Source organism: Pseudomonas frederiksbergensis (assembly GCF_017114915.1).
Classification (GTDB): domain Bacteria; phylum Pseudomonadota; class Gammaproteobacteria; order Pseudomonadales; family Pseudomonadaceae; genus Aquipseudomonas; species Aquipseudomonas frederiksbergensis_I.
This window is the reverse complement of sequence record NZ_JAAUOE010000022.1, coordinates 60307-73128: the sequence shown is the minus strand read 5'-3', so window position 1 is coordinate 73128 and position 12822 is coordinate 60307. Positions and strand designations below refer to the sequence as shown.

General features: G+C 60.7%; 12 protein-coding genes. 2 read left to right on the top strand and 10 right to left on the bottom strand.

The features are described 5' to 3' along the window. Positions 1–9: 9 nt before the first annotated feature. From HCU66_RS16740 to HCU66_RS16720, 5 genes are all read right to left on the bottom strand, one after another. Positions 10–495, bottom strand: coding sequence for a DoxX family protein (locus HCU66_RS16740; protein ID WP_205889524.1), 486 nt, complete (start codon positions 493–495; stop codon positions 10–12). Next, positions 492–1250 (bottom strand): HvfC/BufC N-terminal domain-containing protein, encoded by a 759-nt coding sequence (locus HCU66_RS16735; protein ID WP_205889523.1) that lies wholly within the window; start codon positions 1248–1250, stop codon positions 492–494. The genes HCU66_RS16740 and HCU66_RS16735 overlap by 4 nt, the downstream gene beginning before the upstream one ends. Continuing rightward, positions 1247–2101: an MNIO family bufferin maturase gene (gene bufB / locus HCU66_RS16730; protein WP_205889522.1), complete on the bottom strand. Its 855-nt coding sequence runs from the start codon at positions 2099–2101 to the stop codon at positions 1247–1249. Before bufB ends, HCU66_RS16735 begins: the two co-directional genes overlap by 4 nt. A gap of 25 nt (positions 2102–2126) precedes the next feature. Beyond that, on the bottom strand, positions 2127–2432 hold the full coding sequence (locus HCU66_RS16725; RefSeq protein WP_205889521.1) for a BufA1 family periplasmic bufferin-type metallophore: 306 nt from the start codon (positions 2430–2432) through the stop codon (positions 2127–2129). A 215-nt stretch (positions 2433–2647) separates the two neighbouring features. Continuing rightward, a complete protein-coding gene (locus tag HCU66_RS16720) occupies positions 2648–3598 on the bottom strand; it encodes an AraC family transcriptional regulator (RefSeq protein WP_205889520.1) in 951 nt (316 codons plus the stop codon). A gap of 335 nt (positions 3599–3933) precedes the next feature. Here HCU66_RS16720 and HCU66_RS16715 point away from each other — a divergent pair, with 335 nt between their 5' ends. Both HCU66_RS16715 and HCU66_RS16710 read left to right on the top strand, forming a co-directional pair. Beyond that, positions 3934–4287, top strand: coding sequence for a putative quinol monooxygenase (locus tag HCU66_RS16715; RefSeq protein ID WP_205889519.1), 354 nt, complete (start codon positions 3934–3936; stop codon positions 4285–4287). A 41-nt stretch (positions 4288–4328) separates the two neighbouring features. Next, complete coding sequence (locus HCU66_RS16710; protein WP_205889518.1) at positions 4329–4559, top strand: hypothetical protein; 231 nt, start codon at positions 4329–4331, stop codon at positions 4557–4559. On the opposite strand, the gene HCU66_RS16705 is transcribed toward HCU66_RS16710, so the two are convergent. The 5 genes from HCU66_RS16705 to HCU66_RS16685 all read right to left on the bottom strand — a co-directional run bounded on the left by HCU66_RS16705 (position 4560) and on the right by HCU66_RS16685 (position 12803). Further along, positions 4560–5189, bottom strand: a complete 630-nt coding sequence (locus tag HCU66_RS16705) for a flavin reductase family protein (RefSeq protein WP_205889517.1) — start codon at positions 5187–5189, stop codon at positions 4560–4562. A 122-nt stretch (positions 5190–5311) separates the two neighbouring features. After that, positions 5312–6631 (bottom strand): MFS transporter, encoded by a 1320-nt coding sequence (locus HCU66_RS16700; RefSeq protein ID WP_205889516.1) that lies wholly within the window; start codon positions 6629–6631, stop codon positions 5312–5314. Positions 6632–6919: 288 nt separating this feature from the next. After that, positions 6920–8251, bottom strand: coding sequence for a sigma-54-dependent transcriptional regulator (locus tag HCU66_RS16695; protein WP_205889515.1), 1332 nt, complete (start codon positions 8249–8251; stop codon positions 6920–6922). After that, complete coding sequence (locus HCU66_RS16690) at positions 8251–10011, bottom strand: sensor histidine kinase (RefSeq protein WP_205889514.1); 1761 nt, start codon at positions 10009–10011, stop codon at positions 8251–8253. Before HCU66_RS16690 ends, HCU66_RS16695 begins: the two co-directional genes overlap by 1 nt. A 77-nt stretch (positions 10012–10088) precedes the next feature. Then, positions 10089–12803 carry an RHS repeat-associated core domain-containing protein gene (locus HCU66_RS16685; RefSeq protein WP_205889513.1) on the bottom strand — a complete coding sequence of 905 codons (2715 nt, stop codon included), beginning with the start codon at positions 12801–12803 and terminating at the stop codon, positions 10089–10091. Positions 12804–12822 lie beyond the last annotated feature (19 nt).

Genomic DNA, 12822 nt, shown 5'->3' with positions numbered 1-12822 from the left:
AATAACGTCTCAGCGGGCGTAGCGCTTGGCGATCAGATGATCGATCGACAACTTGCCCGGACCGGTCGCCATCAGATACAGCAACACCGCCGCCCAAGTGCCGTGGGTCGGATAGGCATCGGGGTAGACGAACAGTTGAATGGTCAGGGTCATGCCCAACAACGCCATGGCCGAAAAGCGCGTGGCGAAGCCGATCAGGATCAGGACCGGGAAGAAGTGTTCGGCGAAGGCCGCCAGGTACGCCGCCAGTTCCGGGGAGAGCAGCGGCACGTGGTATTCGCTCTGGAACAATGGGATGGTCGAGTCCGCCAGCCTGGGTACACCGAGTTCAAAGGTGCCGTCGATCAAGTCGATGGCCAGGCCCTCGACCTTGGTCTGCCCGGACTTCCAGAACACCGCGGCAATGGAAAAACGCGCGATAAAGGCGATCAGGCTGTGGGGGATTTTTTCCAGCAGCGCGATGGCGTGGGCGATGGGGTGGTGAGGGGTGTTCATGGCGATACCTTGTGGCGTAAATGGGTGATGACGTTGTGGCTGATCAGCAGCGCCAGGGTTTGGCTGAGGTCGAAGGCAGGCGCGGTTTCCAACGCTTGGCTCAGGGGCTGGCCGAGCCGCAGGTTTTGAATGAATGTGCTGACGCCGTGGTCGATGGCGAAGACCTCAACCTCCAGTGCATTGCGCAACACCAGTGCGTTTTGGCCGTGGTCGGGGTTGATCCCGGCCAGCGTCGCGTCCCGCTGATGTACCGCCCAGATATCAACCACGGCATAGGCTGAAGTCAGCAGATTCAGGGAGGGATGAAACCCGACTGTCAGCTCGTTCAGCACGTGTGGGGCCGACAGTGCGGCGGCGATTTGTTCATGGCTCAGGGGCTGCGCATCAGCGGCGTGATAGGCCTGAACGCGCAAGTGCTCCAGCCGCGCCACATCGGCCAGATAAGGCACGCTGGCGGCCGGCTCAAAACTGTCGATGAACTCGGCGAAATCCTTGCCGTAGTCGTTGATGAGCGGACTTTGCGGCGGGCAACTTTGTACATACAGCCCTGCCATTGCCCGGAAAAACTCATCACCGACCAACTGCACAACCACCGGATAACTGTCGGCCAAGGCGTTGATCAGCGAGCTCTGCACATTGTTGCGATACACCGCGAAACGGCTGGCCGGATCGGCACCGTTGGCACTGAACACACCCTCGGGGCAGGGCCGTTGCGGATCGAACAGGGCGGCGGCAAAAGCGGCTTGAGTGCTCATGATCGGGCTCCTGCGCGCAGTAGCAACTCGTCGGCGTGAAGGGCTTCTGCGTGTAACACGCTGAAGGCCGGCAGCTGGTTATCGCGCTCGATCAATGTGGCGATCGGGCCGACCCGCTCCAGCACCCGTGAGTACAGCGCCCACACCGCGTTATCGATGGGCGCGCCGTGATCGTCGATCAGTAAACGGTCGCCGAGACTGTCGGTGTCTTCGGCAAACCCGGCCAGATGAATCTCTCCCACCGCGTGCAGCGGCAGGGCGTCGATGTAGGCCAGCGGATCTTTTTGGTGATTGATGCAGGAGACGTAGACGTTGTTGACGTCCAGCAGCAGGCCGCAGCCGGTGCGGCGAATGACTTCACAGATGAAGTCGGCTTCATCGATGGTCGAGCGCTGGAACGCCAGGTAGGTCGCCGGGTTTTCCAGCAGCATCGGGCGTTTGAGGGTGTTCTGCACCTGATCGATGTGCTCGCAGACGCGGTTCAGCGTCGGTGCATCGTAGGCCAGGGGCAGCAGGTCGTTGAGAAACACCGGGCCATGGCTGGACCAGGCCAGGTGTTCGGAAAAAGATTGGGGTTGATAACGTTCGATCAGCGCGGCAAGCCTTTGCAGGTGCTGACCATCCAGCGGACCTTCGGCGCCGATGGACAGGCCAACGCCGTGCAGCGACAGCGGATACTGCTCGCGGATCAACCCCAGGAAATGATGAAACGGGCCGCCGGCCACCATGTAGTTTTCGGCGTGGACTTCGAAGAAACCGATGTCCGGTTGTGCACCGAGCACTTCACGAAAGTGCTCGGTCTTGAGCCCCAGCCCGGAGCGGGGCGGGAGCCCGGAGAATGAATGGTTCATGGTCGACACTCAGGCTGGGTGCTGATTACGACTTGGCTTTGTAGGCTTGCAACTGGCCGAAACCGGTTGGCGAGGTCTGGCTCTCGGTGGTCATGCAGGTGCCTTTCGGGACGAGTTTCCAGGCATTGGCCTGGTGATCCATTTTGGCGGTGCCGGCGCAAGTGGTGCCAGCGCCTGCGGCGCAATCGTTTTTGCCTTTCATGGCCACGCCGAAGCATTTTTCCATGTTGGCGTCAGCGGCGTGGGCAGTGGAGACCGCGGCGATGCTCAGGGCAGAACCGAGGGCCAGAACCAGGGCGGTGGCGGACAGGGTGCGGGTGGTAGCAGTCATGATGTTTCTCCGAAATTGAGCTTGGTTTGGCAAGCGTTTGTGCTTGCTTACCGCTCTAGAGAAACGACAGGGCGAGGCGTTACAGCCTCAACGAAAAAAAACTCAAAAAAATAGATAACCCCCTGTACGAGCGAGGCTTGCCCGCGAAAGCGATGTGTCAGGCGACATCAATGTTGATTGTACCGACGTCTTTGCGGTGTATCTGAATGACCGCATTATCGTTCTTCGCGGGCAAGCCTCGCTCCTACACGCAACCGCGCCAAATCCCGCAGCGGTGGCGCCCCGAACAAGCGGCTGTACTCGCGGCTGAACTGTGAAGGGCTTTCATACCCGACGCGATAACCCGCCGCCGAAGCCTCCAGCCCTTCGGCCAGCATCAACCGCCGCGCTTCTTGCAGGCGCAGCTGTTTCTGATACTGCAGCGGGCTCATCGCCGTCATCGCCTTGAAACGGTGATGCAGCGTCGACACGCTCAGGTTCACTTCCTTCGCCAGATCGTCGATGCGCAGCGGTTGCTCATAATTGCCGTTGAGCCATTTGATCGCCTGGCTGATGCGATGGCTCTGGCTGTTGGCGATGGCAATCTCATACAGCCGATGCCCCTGCTGGCTGCGCAACAGCCGATACAGAATCTCCCGGCGAATCAGCGGCGCGAGCATGGCAATGTCTTTGGGGGTGTCCAGCAAACGCACCAGGCGCAGCACGGCGTCGAGCATGGCCGAGTCGATCTTCTCGACGTACAGCCCGCGCCCCGTGGGCCGTGCGGGCACGCCGATGGGGCCAGCGTCGGCAATCAGTGCGGTGATTTGCGCCGGGTCGATGTCCATCCGCACGGCGAGAATCGGTTCCTCGGGCGAGGCATTCACCACCCGCCCGCTCAGCGGCATCGAGACCGACACCACCAGGTAATTCAGCGGGTCGTAATTGAAGTGTTCATCCGCCAGCCGAACTTCCTTGCGTCCCTGGGCCATGATGCACAGGGCCGGTTGCGCCAGCCCCGGGGCGAAGTCATGGTTTTGGCTGTGGCGCGACATGAACAGCGAATCGACGGCGGTAGCATAGTTGCCATCCTCCATCGTGTTGCGACGGATAAGGGCGGCCAGTTCCGCGCGCTGTTTTTCCATGTCAGTGTCCAGCGGGGCTTGAAAGTGATCGAGCGACGACATGCAGGGCATCCTCGGGAAAGCGTTGGTCATGGGCCGAGCTTAAGTTTGTGCAAGGGACAGCGCTAGACACATCCTGCCCAAAGCTTGCCTGATTCTGCACGGGGTGAATACGCGGTGCCGTTATGGCAGGGCAACGCCGGGCAAACTTGCTTGAAAGTCGTGTTGCAGCGGTGTGACAGTGTTTTACCTGCTGTTACAGGCGTTTGCTGCAGCCACGCAGGATTGTGCAATAAGCCGGCAGAAATCGACTAACGGTGACGGTGAGGCGCCGCCTAACCTTGGATCCTGTCGCAGCCCGTCCCCGGCTGCCACTGGATGACCTGGGAGGGTTGAACATGTCTACGCAGATCCCCGTCAGTCATATGGCCTTCGTACGCGCCCGCGCCGGGCGTTCGGCGGAACTCGGTGTGCGCCTGAGCGCCCTGATCGAACCATCGCGCAGCGCAGCGGGTTGCCTGAGCTTCGCCCTGCAGCACTCGCAATGCGATCCCGAGCTGTGGCTGGTGTCCGGTTTCTGGGCCGACCAACAGGCCATGACCGCTTATTTCGGCAGCCCGTCAATGCAGATTTTTGCCGAGCTGGTGCAGGAGTTGGTGGTCAACAGCCTGGATTTTCATACCTTCAAGGAGGTCTCGGCGGCCCAGGCCCTTGGCCAGTCCCAGGCAGCGGTACACAAACTGGCCGGTTGAGGGTTTAATGGCGCAACTCTCCATTAGCCAGGATCCGCGACATGGCACGCAAAGCCTTTGAACACTTCGAAGCCGTTTCAGCCGTAGTACCGGGCGAGGGCGGTTACCACGCCGCGATTGCCGTCAAAGCCCTCGGTGGTTCCGGTGCCCCGGTTTTTCACAAGGTCCTGGAAGGCCAGACCTTCAAGACCGCTCATGAAGCCGACGAGGCCGCGGCCAAAGAGCTGACCCGCCTCAAAGACGTCAAACAAGACGCCGACCTGCTCTGGTAATCACTTGACCGCCCCCGGGCGGAACATCTTGAACAGTGCCTCTGGCCCCAGCTGAAAGTAATCCGCCGGCCCGCCGCCGCGCAGAATCGGTTCTGCCGCGGCGGTGTCGTACACCCCATCCTTCAACAGCCACTTGGCGATATGCACGGCGACCACTTCGCCGAGAATCAGCCAGCTCGGCACCACTTCCTTGTTGGCGCGCTGCAACTGAATGATCTGCGTGACCTTGCACTCGAAGGACACCGGGCTTTCGGCGACCCGTGGCACCTGAATGATTTTCGACGCGGCGGTGTTCAGCCCGGACAGTTCGAACTCGTCGACCTCAGGCCCGACCATGGCGCAGCTCTGGTTCATCTGCTCGGCCAGCGGACGCGTCGCCAGGTTCCAGGCGAATTCGCCGGTCTGCTCGATGTTGTTCAGGCTGTCTTTGCGCCCGACACTGGAGAACCCAATGATCGGCGGGATGTAGTTGAAGGCGTTGAAAAAGCTGTACGGCGCCAGGTTCAGGCGGCCATTGGCGTCCTGGGAGGAAATCCAGCCGATGGGGCGCGGGCCGACGATGGCGTTGAACGGATCATGGGGCAGGCCGTGGCCGTTGGCGGGTTCGTAGAAATGGATGTCGTCGGGCATGTAAGGGGTTCCGGGCATTGTTCGGGGGACGTCCATAGTGCAAGGACGAACACGTTATTTCCAGCAACGAAAAAGGGGCCGATCCGGTAAGGTCTGCCCCTTTTTTTGTTGCGTGTCCGAAATCAGTCGGTCTCGATCCGCGAATGCTTGCGGGTGTCTTTCATGGTCACGTACACCAGCAACGACACCGCGATGCACGCCGTGACATACCAGTAGTAACCGGTTTCCATGCCGATGCTCTTGAACCACAGGGCGATGTATTCAGCGGTGCCGCCGAAGATCGACACGGTCAGGGCGTACGGCAGGCCAACGCCCAGAGCGCGGATTTCGGTGGGGAACAGTTCGGCTTTGACCACCGCGTTGATCGAGGTGTAGCCGCTGACGATGATCAGCGCCGCCATGATCAGGAAGAACGCGCCCCACCAGGTCTGGATGGTGTGCAGGGTGGTCAGGATCGGCACGGTGAACAGTGTCCCGAGAATGCCGAAGGCGATCAGGATCGGCCGACGACCGATTTTATCCGACAGCCCGCCGATGATCGGTTGCAGGCACATGAACAGGAACAGCGTGGCGGCGGAAATCGTGGTGGAGTCGGAGATGCTCATGCCGACGGTGTTCACCAGGTATTTCTGCATGTACGTGGTGTAGGTGTAGAACGCCAGCGTGCCGCCCATGGTCAGGCCGACCACGGTCAGCAGTTCCTTGGGATGGCGCAGCAAGGTGCGCATGGCGCTTTCCTTGGCTTTTTCTTTCTTGGTGAACGACTCGGTTTCTTCCATGCCACGACGCAGGTACAGCGCGACCACGGCACACAGTGCGCCGATGGCGAACGGAATGCGCCAGCCCCAGGCGTACAGCTCTTCGGTGGTCAGGACGTTTTGCAGCACGATCAACACGCCCAGGGCGATGAGCTGGCCGGAGATCAGGGTCACGTACTGGAAGCTGGAGTAAAAGCCGCGACGTTCCTTGGTCGCCATTTCGCTGAGGTACGTGGCCGAGGTGCCATACTCACCTCCGACCGACAAACCTTGCAGCAGGCGGGCGAACACCAGCAGGATCGGCGCGCCGATGCCGATGGTTTCATAACCGGGGCTCAGGGCGATCAGCAGCGAGCCGAAGCACATCAGGTAGACCGAGGCCATCAACGCCCGTTTGCGACCGGCCTTGTCGGCGTAGAGGCCCATCAGCCAGCCACCGATCGGGCGCATCAAAAAGCCCACGGCGAAGATCGCGGCGGTGTTGAGCAGTTGGGCGGTAGTGTCGCCTTTGGGGAAGAAGACTTTGGCGAAGTACAGGGAGAAGGCGGCGTAGACGTACCAGTCGTACCACTCGACCATGTTGCCGACAGAGCCGCTGAAGATCGATTTGATCCGGCTGGCAGTGGTTCTTTCTTTAGCCGGCACGGCGGCCGACCCAAGGGGCAGGGCGTTGGAGTTATCCATTGAAGGATCCTTCGTTTAATTGTTTTTGTGGAGCGCGTTTAAACGCAGCCTGCAGGGGCTATAGCAGGAGCTGTGCCAAGGGGAGGAGGGCCGGTTTAGAGGGGGTGGTGGATTTTGTTGAGCGGAAATCCGCTCATTGTAGAGGGCGGATGAGCGGAAATTTGCTTATTCCGGGCCTGGATTGATCGTTCCCACGCTCTGCGTGGGAATGCCTCTACGGACGCTCCGCGTTCGGCTTTGGGACGCAGAGCGTCCCGGGCTGCATTCCCACGCAGAGCGTGGGAACGATCATTCGCCGATAAACATCTCCCGGGTCAAGCCATGGCGCTGCATCTTTTCATTGAAGGTACGGCGCGGCAGTTGCAGTTCTTCAAGCACCGCTTTCACATCGCCCTTATGCCGGGTCAATGCCGCGCGCAAGCAATGGGCTTCGAAGGCTTCCTGCTGCGCCGCCAGAGACTGGCCGGGATCGATCCCCACCGGCTCCGGTTCGCCGAGGCCCAATACTTGCCGCTCGGCGACGTTCGCCAGTTCGCGCACATTGCCCGGCCAGTCGTGGCTCAACAGATGACTCAACTGCGGCCCGCTCAACGGTGGAAATGTCCGGCCAAGACGTTCGGCGGCACTCTGGGCGAAAAACTCGAACAACAACGGAATGTCTTCACGCCGGTCGCGCAACGGCGGCAAACGCAACTCGGCGACATTCAAGCGATAAGCCAAGTCTTCGCGAAAACGTCCGGCCCGGGCTTCATCCAGCAAGTCGGGTTTGGTTGCGGCGATGATCCGCAAGTCCACGTGGATACTCTGGTTGGAGCCCAACCGCTCCAGTTTCTGCTCCTGCAACACCCGCAGCAGTTTTACCTGCTGGGCCAGGGGCATGCTTTCGATTTCATCGAGAAACAGCGTGCCGCCATCGGCGTATTCGAGCTTGCCGACGCGTTTGCCCTGAGCACCCGTGAACGCGCCGCTCTCATGGCCGAACAGCTCGGCCTCGAACAACTGCTCGGGGATCGCCGCGCAGTTCAACGCCACGAAAGGCTTGTCGGCGCGGGGACCGAAGTCGTGCAGGCAACGGGCAACCAGTTCCTTGCCGCTGCCGGTTTCGCCACGGATCAGCACGTTGACCGGCAGCGTCGCCAGATCCAGCACCTGCCGGCGCAGCGTCTGCAAGCCACGGGACACCCCCAGCAGCGTGGCGTCGAGTTTGGCGCGATTGTCCGCCTGCTCATGCAGGGCACGGTTTTCCAAAACCAACCGGCGCTTGTCCAGCGCCCGACGCAGGCTGCCGAGCAGGGTTTCCGGGCTGAAAGGTTTCTCGAGGAAATCGTAGGCGCCATCGCGCATCGCTTCGACGGCCATCGGCACATCACCGTGACCGGTCAACAGGATCACCGGCAAATCGGCATCGCGGCGCTGCACTTCAGCCAGCAGCTCCAGCCCGGTCATGCCGGGCATGCGCACATCGCTGAGAATCACCCCGGGGAAATGCCTGGGCAGTTGCGCCAGGCACTCATCGGCGCGGCTGAACAGCTGAACCTCGAAACCCGACAGGCTCAGCCACTGTTGAACAGCGCTGCGGATGCTGCTTTCGTCATCGACCACCATCACCGAATTGAGCATCAGGCAGCTACCTCCAGATCGATGGGCAGCGTCAGGGTGAACACCGCACCGTGTTCGCCATTATCGGCGCTCAGGCGTCCGCCCGCTTCGTGGACGATGGCAAAGGACACGGCCAGCCCCAGGCCCAGGCCATCCCCCACCGGTTTGGTGGTGAAGAACGGGTCGAACACCTGGTTCAAATGTTCCTCGGCAATGCCGCCGCCATTGTCGATGACCTTCAGGCGCCACAGCTGTTCATCGGCTTCGAGACGGATTTCCAGACGTTTGCAGGGTTTGCCCTGCATGGCGTCCAGGGCGTTGCGCAGCAGGTTGATCAGCACCTGTTCCAGACGAATCGCATCGCCGCGCACCCAGGCCGGGCGGGTCAGGTGCAACACCAGGCTGACCTGTTCGTCACGCAGGCGGGCGTCGAGCAATTGCAGGGCCTGATCCACCACCGACGCCAGATCCAGCCGTTCGCGCAAACCGCTGGGGCTTTTGCGCGCGAAGGTTTTCAGGTGGCCGGTGAGGGCGGCCATGCGCGTGAGCATCTCGTCCACCGGCTTGAGCGCCTTGTAAGCCTCGTCGACCCGACCGTGATCGAGCAGCAGCCTCAGCGTAGCCAGCTGCATGCGCTGGGCGGTCAGCGGCTGGTTGATTTCATGGGCCAGTGCGGCGGACATCTGCCCCAGCGCTGCCAATTTGGCCGATTGCACCAGCCCTTCCTGAGCTGTGCGTAAATCCCGGGTGCGTTCTTCCACCAGTCGCTCGAGCTCTTCGCGACTGCGCTGACGCAGTTTCGCCAGACGCCAACGCTGATTGAGGAACAGCAACAGAAACACCAGCGTCAGCCAGGCGCCGGCGGCGGCGAGCCCGGCGTTGCGACTGTCTTCGAAGGGGATCTGCGGGCGACGCAACAGGTGCAGCGTCCAGCCTTCGGCGGCCAGCGGCAGCGATTCCCAGAGGTAATCCGCCGTCCCGTCGGGACCGTCGACCCGGGTCAGCGCACTGTTGTCGTCAAAGCGCCGCACCGGTTGATACTCAAGCGGGGTCAGCGGTTGTTTGTCGTATTGACGGGTGGCTTTGAGCTCGGCGCGGTCGCTGTCGCTCAGGGGTTTCAATTGGCGATAGCGCCAGCCCGGCTGGTTGGCGATGAAAATGATCCCCCGGGCATCGCTGACCAGCAACGTGTCGCTGCCCTGACGCCATTCGCGCTCAAGCTCCGGGAATTCAAGCTTCACCACCATCGCCCCGAGGAACTCACCACTGTCGCTGGTCACCGCGCTGGACAGGAAGTAACCGGGAATGCCGCTGGTCACGCCCACCGCATAAAAGCGCCCGGTGCCTTGGGTGCGAGTCTGGCTGAAGTAAGGGCGAAAACCGTAGTTGTGGCCGACGTAACTACTGGGCAACCGCCAGTTGCTGGCGGCCACGGCCAGGCCGGTGCGGTCGAGCAGTTCCAGGGTCGAGGAATGCGCGGCGCCGTTGATTTTTTCCAGTTTGCGATTCAGCGCAAGCTGCTGTTCGGGACTCACTTCACCGCTTAGCGCGGTGCGCAACTCCGGGTCCAGCGCCAATACGGCGGGCAGGGCACGGTAGCGGTCGATCAGGGTGTGCAGGGAGTTGGCGTACAGCGCCAGTTGCTGATTGGCGCGGACAGCGTCTTCTTCCAGCGCCTGGCGTTCGGCGTGGCGGATGGCCAGGGTCGCGGCGAGGGCGGCGCCGGCGATGATCATCAGCGTATACAGTGTCAAGCGGATGGAGCGAGAGATCGCGAACATGCTTTGGCAAATGTAGATACTCGGGCGGGCACGATAGCACGGGCCCGAGGTTGTCAGTGATTCCGAGGGTATCGGTATCAAGCACGCGTGGGCCAGCCTTGCCGTTGTCTGTACCTCACAATGGTTTCCTGAGCTCGTCGGGTTTTGGCCCTGAAAATCTCCATGTCTTTTTTTATGGTTTTCAGTTCTATCAGTTCTTCCGACCCTGTCACTCCGCCAGTCGAGTACAACGATGGCGTTCCCAGTACAGAAAAGTTTTCCATTACCTGATCGTAATCTGCTGTCACGTCCTCACCCAACTTCGCGTACGCATCGTTCAGTCGGTTGATTTTCATTGGGCTCAACTCACTGATGTCATTGGCTTCCTCAGAGAGTTTTCCAAGTTGTACCAATTCCTTGGCTCCGAACTTTACAAGGCGCCCCATTGCCTGCAGTACTACTTCCTTGAACCATGTTTTTTGTCCTTCCGATGTTTTCGGGTTGTATTCGTGCAGCAGATTCTTGGCGTATTCAACAGAAAGAATCGGGACGTTTTTCTTTTTGATTTTCTCCCATGAAAGTTCGGCCGCCTTGGGCGTGATAGACGGTTCCAGGTTTGCGGCCTTTCCGACCTTTTCCATGAATTTACCTGCCGCTTTTTTTGCGCCTAAAGCACCCAGGGTTCCGAGCGTAATTGTACCTGCCACGGGCACCGTCACTGTCCCTGCCAATCCGCCCGCGAACCCTCCCGCCACGCCGGCACCATAGGAAACAATACCCGTCGCAATAGCGAATGTTTTGGTTTTGGCGATTGTGAGGTTTATAGCCTTTGTCTCAAAAGCGTGTTCCAGCAACGCATTTTGTTTATCTACCGCTTTGGTTGCCGAGGATAGGTTCTCGACAAAAGCGCCTATCTCCTGGCGTCGTTCGGCTTCTGTTTTGGAGAACCCTGAAGAGTCGACGTACCGCAGCGGATTGTTCCCCACGAACGCATACAGATTCAGCCCGTCCACATCCCCCGCCGGATCGGCGCTGATCCAGCGACCCAGCCACGGCGCGTAATACCGGGCGCCGTAGTAGTACAGCCCGCTGACATCCATCTCCTTGCCCGAATACCGCACTGTCCTGTAACTCACTTCAACCGCCGAACGGGCGGTCAGGTAGGCAGTCTCGCCAAACGGCAGGTAGCCTTCATCGCTGATCAACTTCGCCTGCCCGTCGAATTCTTTCACCGCCGAGCCCAAGTGATCGTTCAGGATGTAGCGCAATTGATCGGCGCCGATATTCGCCGGGTCTTTTTCCCAGTGCAGGCAGCGCACGCCGCCCGGCCCGATGTCGAGCGTGATGACATGCAGTTCCTCGCCGTTGTCCTTGGTGCGGATCTCCAGCCCCGGCAGGTAGCGTACGTCGTGAAAGTGGCTGACTTTTGTCGTGTGGGTCTCGTGGCGTTTGTGTACCCGTTCGCCCTGGCTGTAGGCGTAGCGCTCTTCGTCATTGGGGCCGCTGCCGTTGCGATCGACGAGGGTCACCGATTCCAGTTGGCCACGGTTGTTCCAGTGCATGGGCTGGCCGGGTTGCAGGGCCAACAGATTGCCGGCGCGGTCGAACAATGTGTCGAGATCCGGCTGCGGATCACCCGGTTTCCAGCGCACGCCACGGTTGCTCGCGGAGTCGATGAACATCTCGCGGGTATGGCTGGTGCCTTCCCGGACATGGATGGTTTTGATCAGATTGTCGCCAGCGTCGTATTCGTTGGTTTCTGTGTAATTGCGCCGGTCGTTGGGATCGGTCGGCAGCGGGCTTGTGTCGTCCGCGGGCGGAGCGTCGGCATATCCGGTTGCGCTGCGCAGCCGGTACAGCGAGTCGTAGGTGAATGTGCGATCGCCGTCGACCCGTTGGTTGGCGAAAAAACTGGGTGTGAAGGCGTGGTCGAGGATAGCGATGACGTTGCCCATCGGGTCGTATCGATACTCGAGATCCTGAAGAACTGTCGTCGGATCCTTTTGCGCGATTTGTCGGTGCAGGCGCCCGTCGGCCGGGTCGTAGAGCCAGCGGCTGATGACCCCGTTGCCGGTCTTTTGCTCGATGATCTGTCCGGCGGCGTTGTACTGCGCATCCTCCAGCACCGTTTGCCAGTCGGGTTGATCCTTGAGCTGCAACTTGACTTGCCGAAGTTGTCCGGCAACGTTGTAAATCGATTGTCGCTGGTGTCCGCCAGCGTCGGTTTTCTCAAGTATCTCGCCCAGAGGGCTGAAGGTGTGGCTGCTGACGAACGCCTTGCCATCGTGAAACGTGCGCGTTTCGCCCAGCGCCGGGCCAGTCAGAGCGAAGCTGCGAAAATCGACCGTGCCTGATCGATCTTTCAGCGCGATCATTTGCCCGCGCAGGTTGTGGCCGGGGGCGGCCGTGGCGTCGGCGTAAGTGAGGGTTTCGACTTCGGGCACCGCGTTCTCTTCGATGGTCACGGGGCGCATCTGATTGTCGTAGCTCTTGCGCCGATGATTGCCGAGCGCGTCCCAATGCAGCCGTTCTTCCCCGGCCAGCCCCGGCAGAACCAGGCTCTTGCCGGCATCGACACTGTCGACCTTGAGCGGCTGGCCATCCAGACGGAATACAGTCACAACGTTGGGTACGGACAACCTCGGATCCCACTGCTCCACGAGGCGCCCGGCGGCATCGTGGCGCTGGCGGGTGATCAGCGTTTCCACAGGATCGCCGGCGACAGCGCGCAGGTAAGCCACCTGCCGGACGGCGAGTGACCGGGAATCATGAACCAGCAAGGTTGGTGTGCGCAGATGCACTGATTCGCTCATGGGGCGGTCTGCGGAGACT

Excerpts from the sequence above, each read along its gene's own strand:
- HCU66_RS16710 (WP_205889518.1), top strand. The coding sequence starts at position 4,329 with ATGGCACGCAAAGCCTTTGAACACTTCGAAGCCGTTTCAGCCGTAGTA.
- bufB (WP_205889522.1), bottom strand. The coding sequence starts at position 2,101 with ATGAACCATTCATTCTCCGGGCTCCCGCCCCGCTCCGGGCTGGGGCTC.
- HCU66_RS16700 (WP_205889516.1), bottom strand. The coding sequence starts at position 6,631 with ATGGATAACTCCAACGCCCTGCCCCTTGGGTCGGCCGCCGTGCCGGCT.
- HCU66_RS16685 (WP_205889513.1), bottom strand. The coding sequence starts at position 12,803 with ATGAGCGAATCAGTGCATCTGCGCACACCAACCTTGCTGGTTCATGAT.
- HCU66_RS16695 (WP_205889515.1), bottom strand. The coding sequence starts at position 8,251 with ATGCTCAATTCGGTGATGGTGGTCGATGACGAAAGCAGCATCCGCAGC.
- HCU66_RS16720 (WP_205889520.1), bottom strand. The coding sequence starts at position 3,598 with ATGTCGTCGCTCGATCACTTTCAAGCCCCGCTGGACACTGACATGGAA.
- HCU66_RS16735 (WP_205889523.1), bottom strand. The coding sequence starts at position 1,250 with ATGAGCACTCAAGCCGCTTTTGCCGCCGCCCTGTTCGATCCGCAACGG.
- HCU66_RS16705 (WP_205889517.1), bottom strand. The coding sequence starts at position 5,189 with ATGCCCGACGACATCCATTTCTACGAACCCGCCAACGGCCACGGCCTG.
- HCU66_RS16725 (WP_205889521.1), bottom strand. The coding sequence starts at position 2,432 with ATGACTGCTACCACCCGCACCCTGTCCGCCACCGCCCTGGTTCTGGCC.
- HCU66_RS16715 (WP_205889519.1), top strand. The coding sequence starts at position 3,934 with ATGTCTACGCAGATCCCCGTCAGTCATATGGCCTTCGTACGCGCCCGC.
- HCU66_RS16690 (WP_205889514.1), bottom strand. The coding sequence starts at position 10,011 with ATGTTCGCGATCTCTCGCTCCATCCGCTTGACACTGTATACGCTGATG.
- HCU66_RS16740 (WP_205889524.1), bottom strand. The coding sequence starts at position 495 with ATGAACACCCCTCACCACCCCATCGCCCACGCCATCGCGCTGCTGGAA.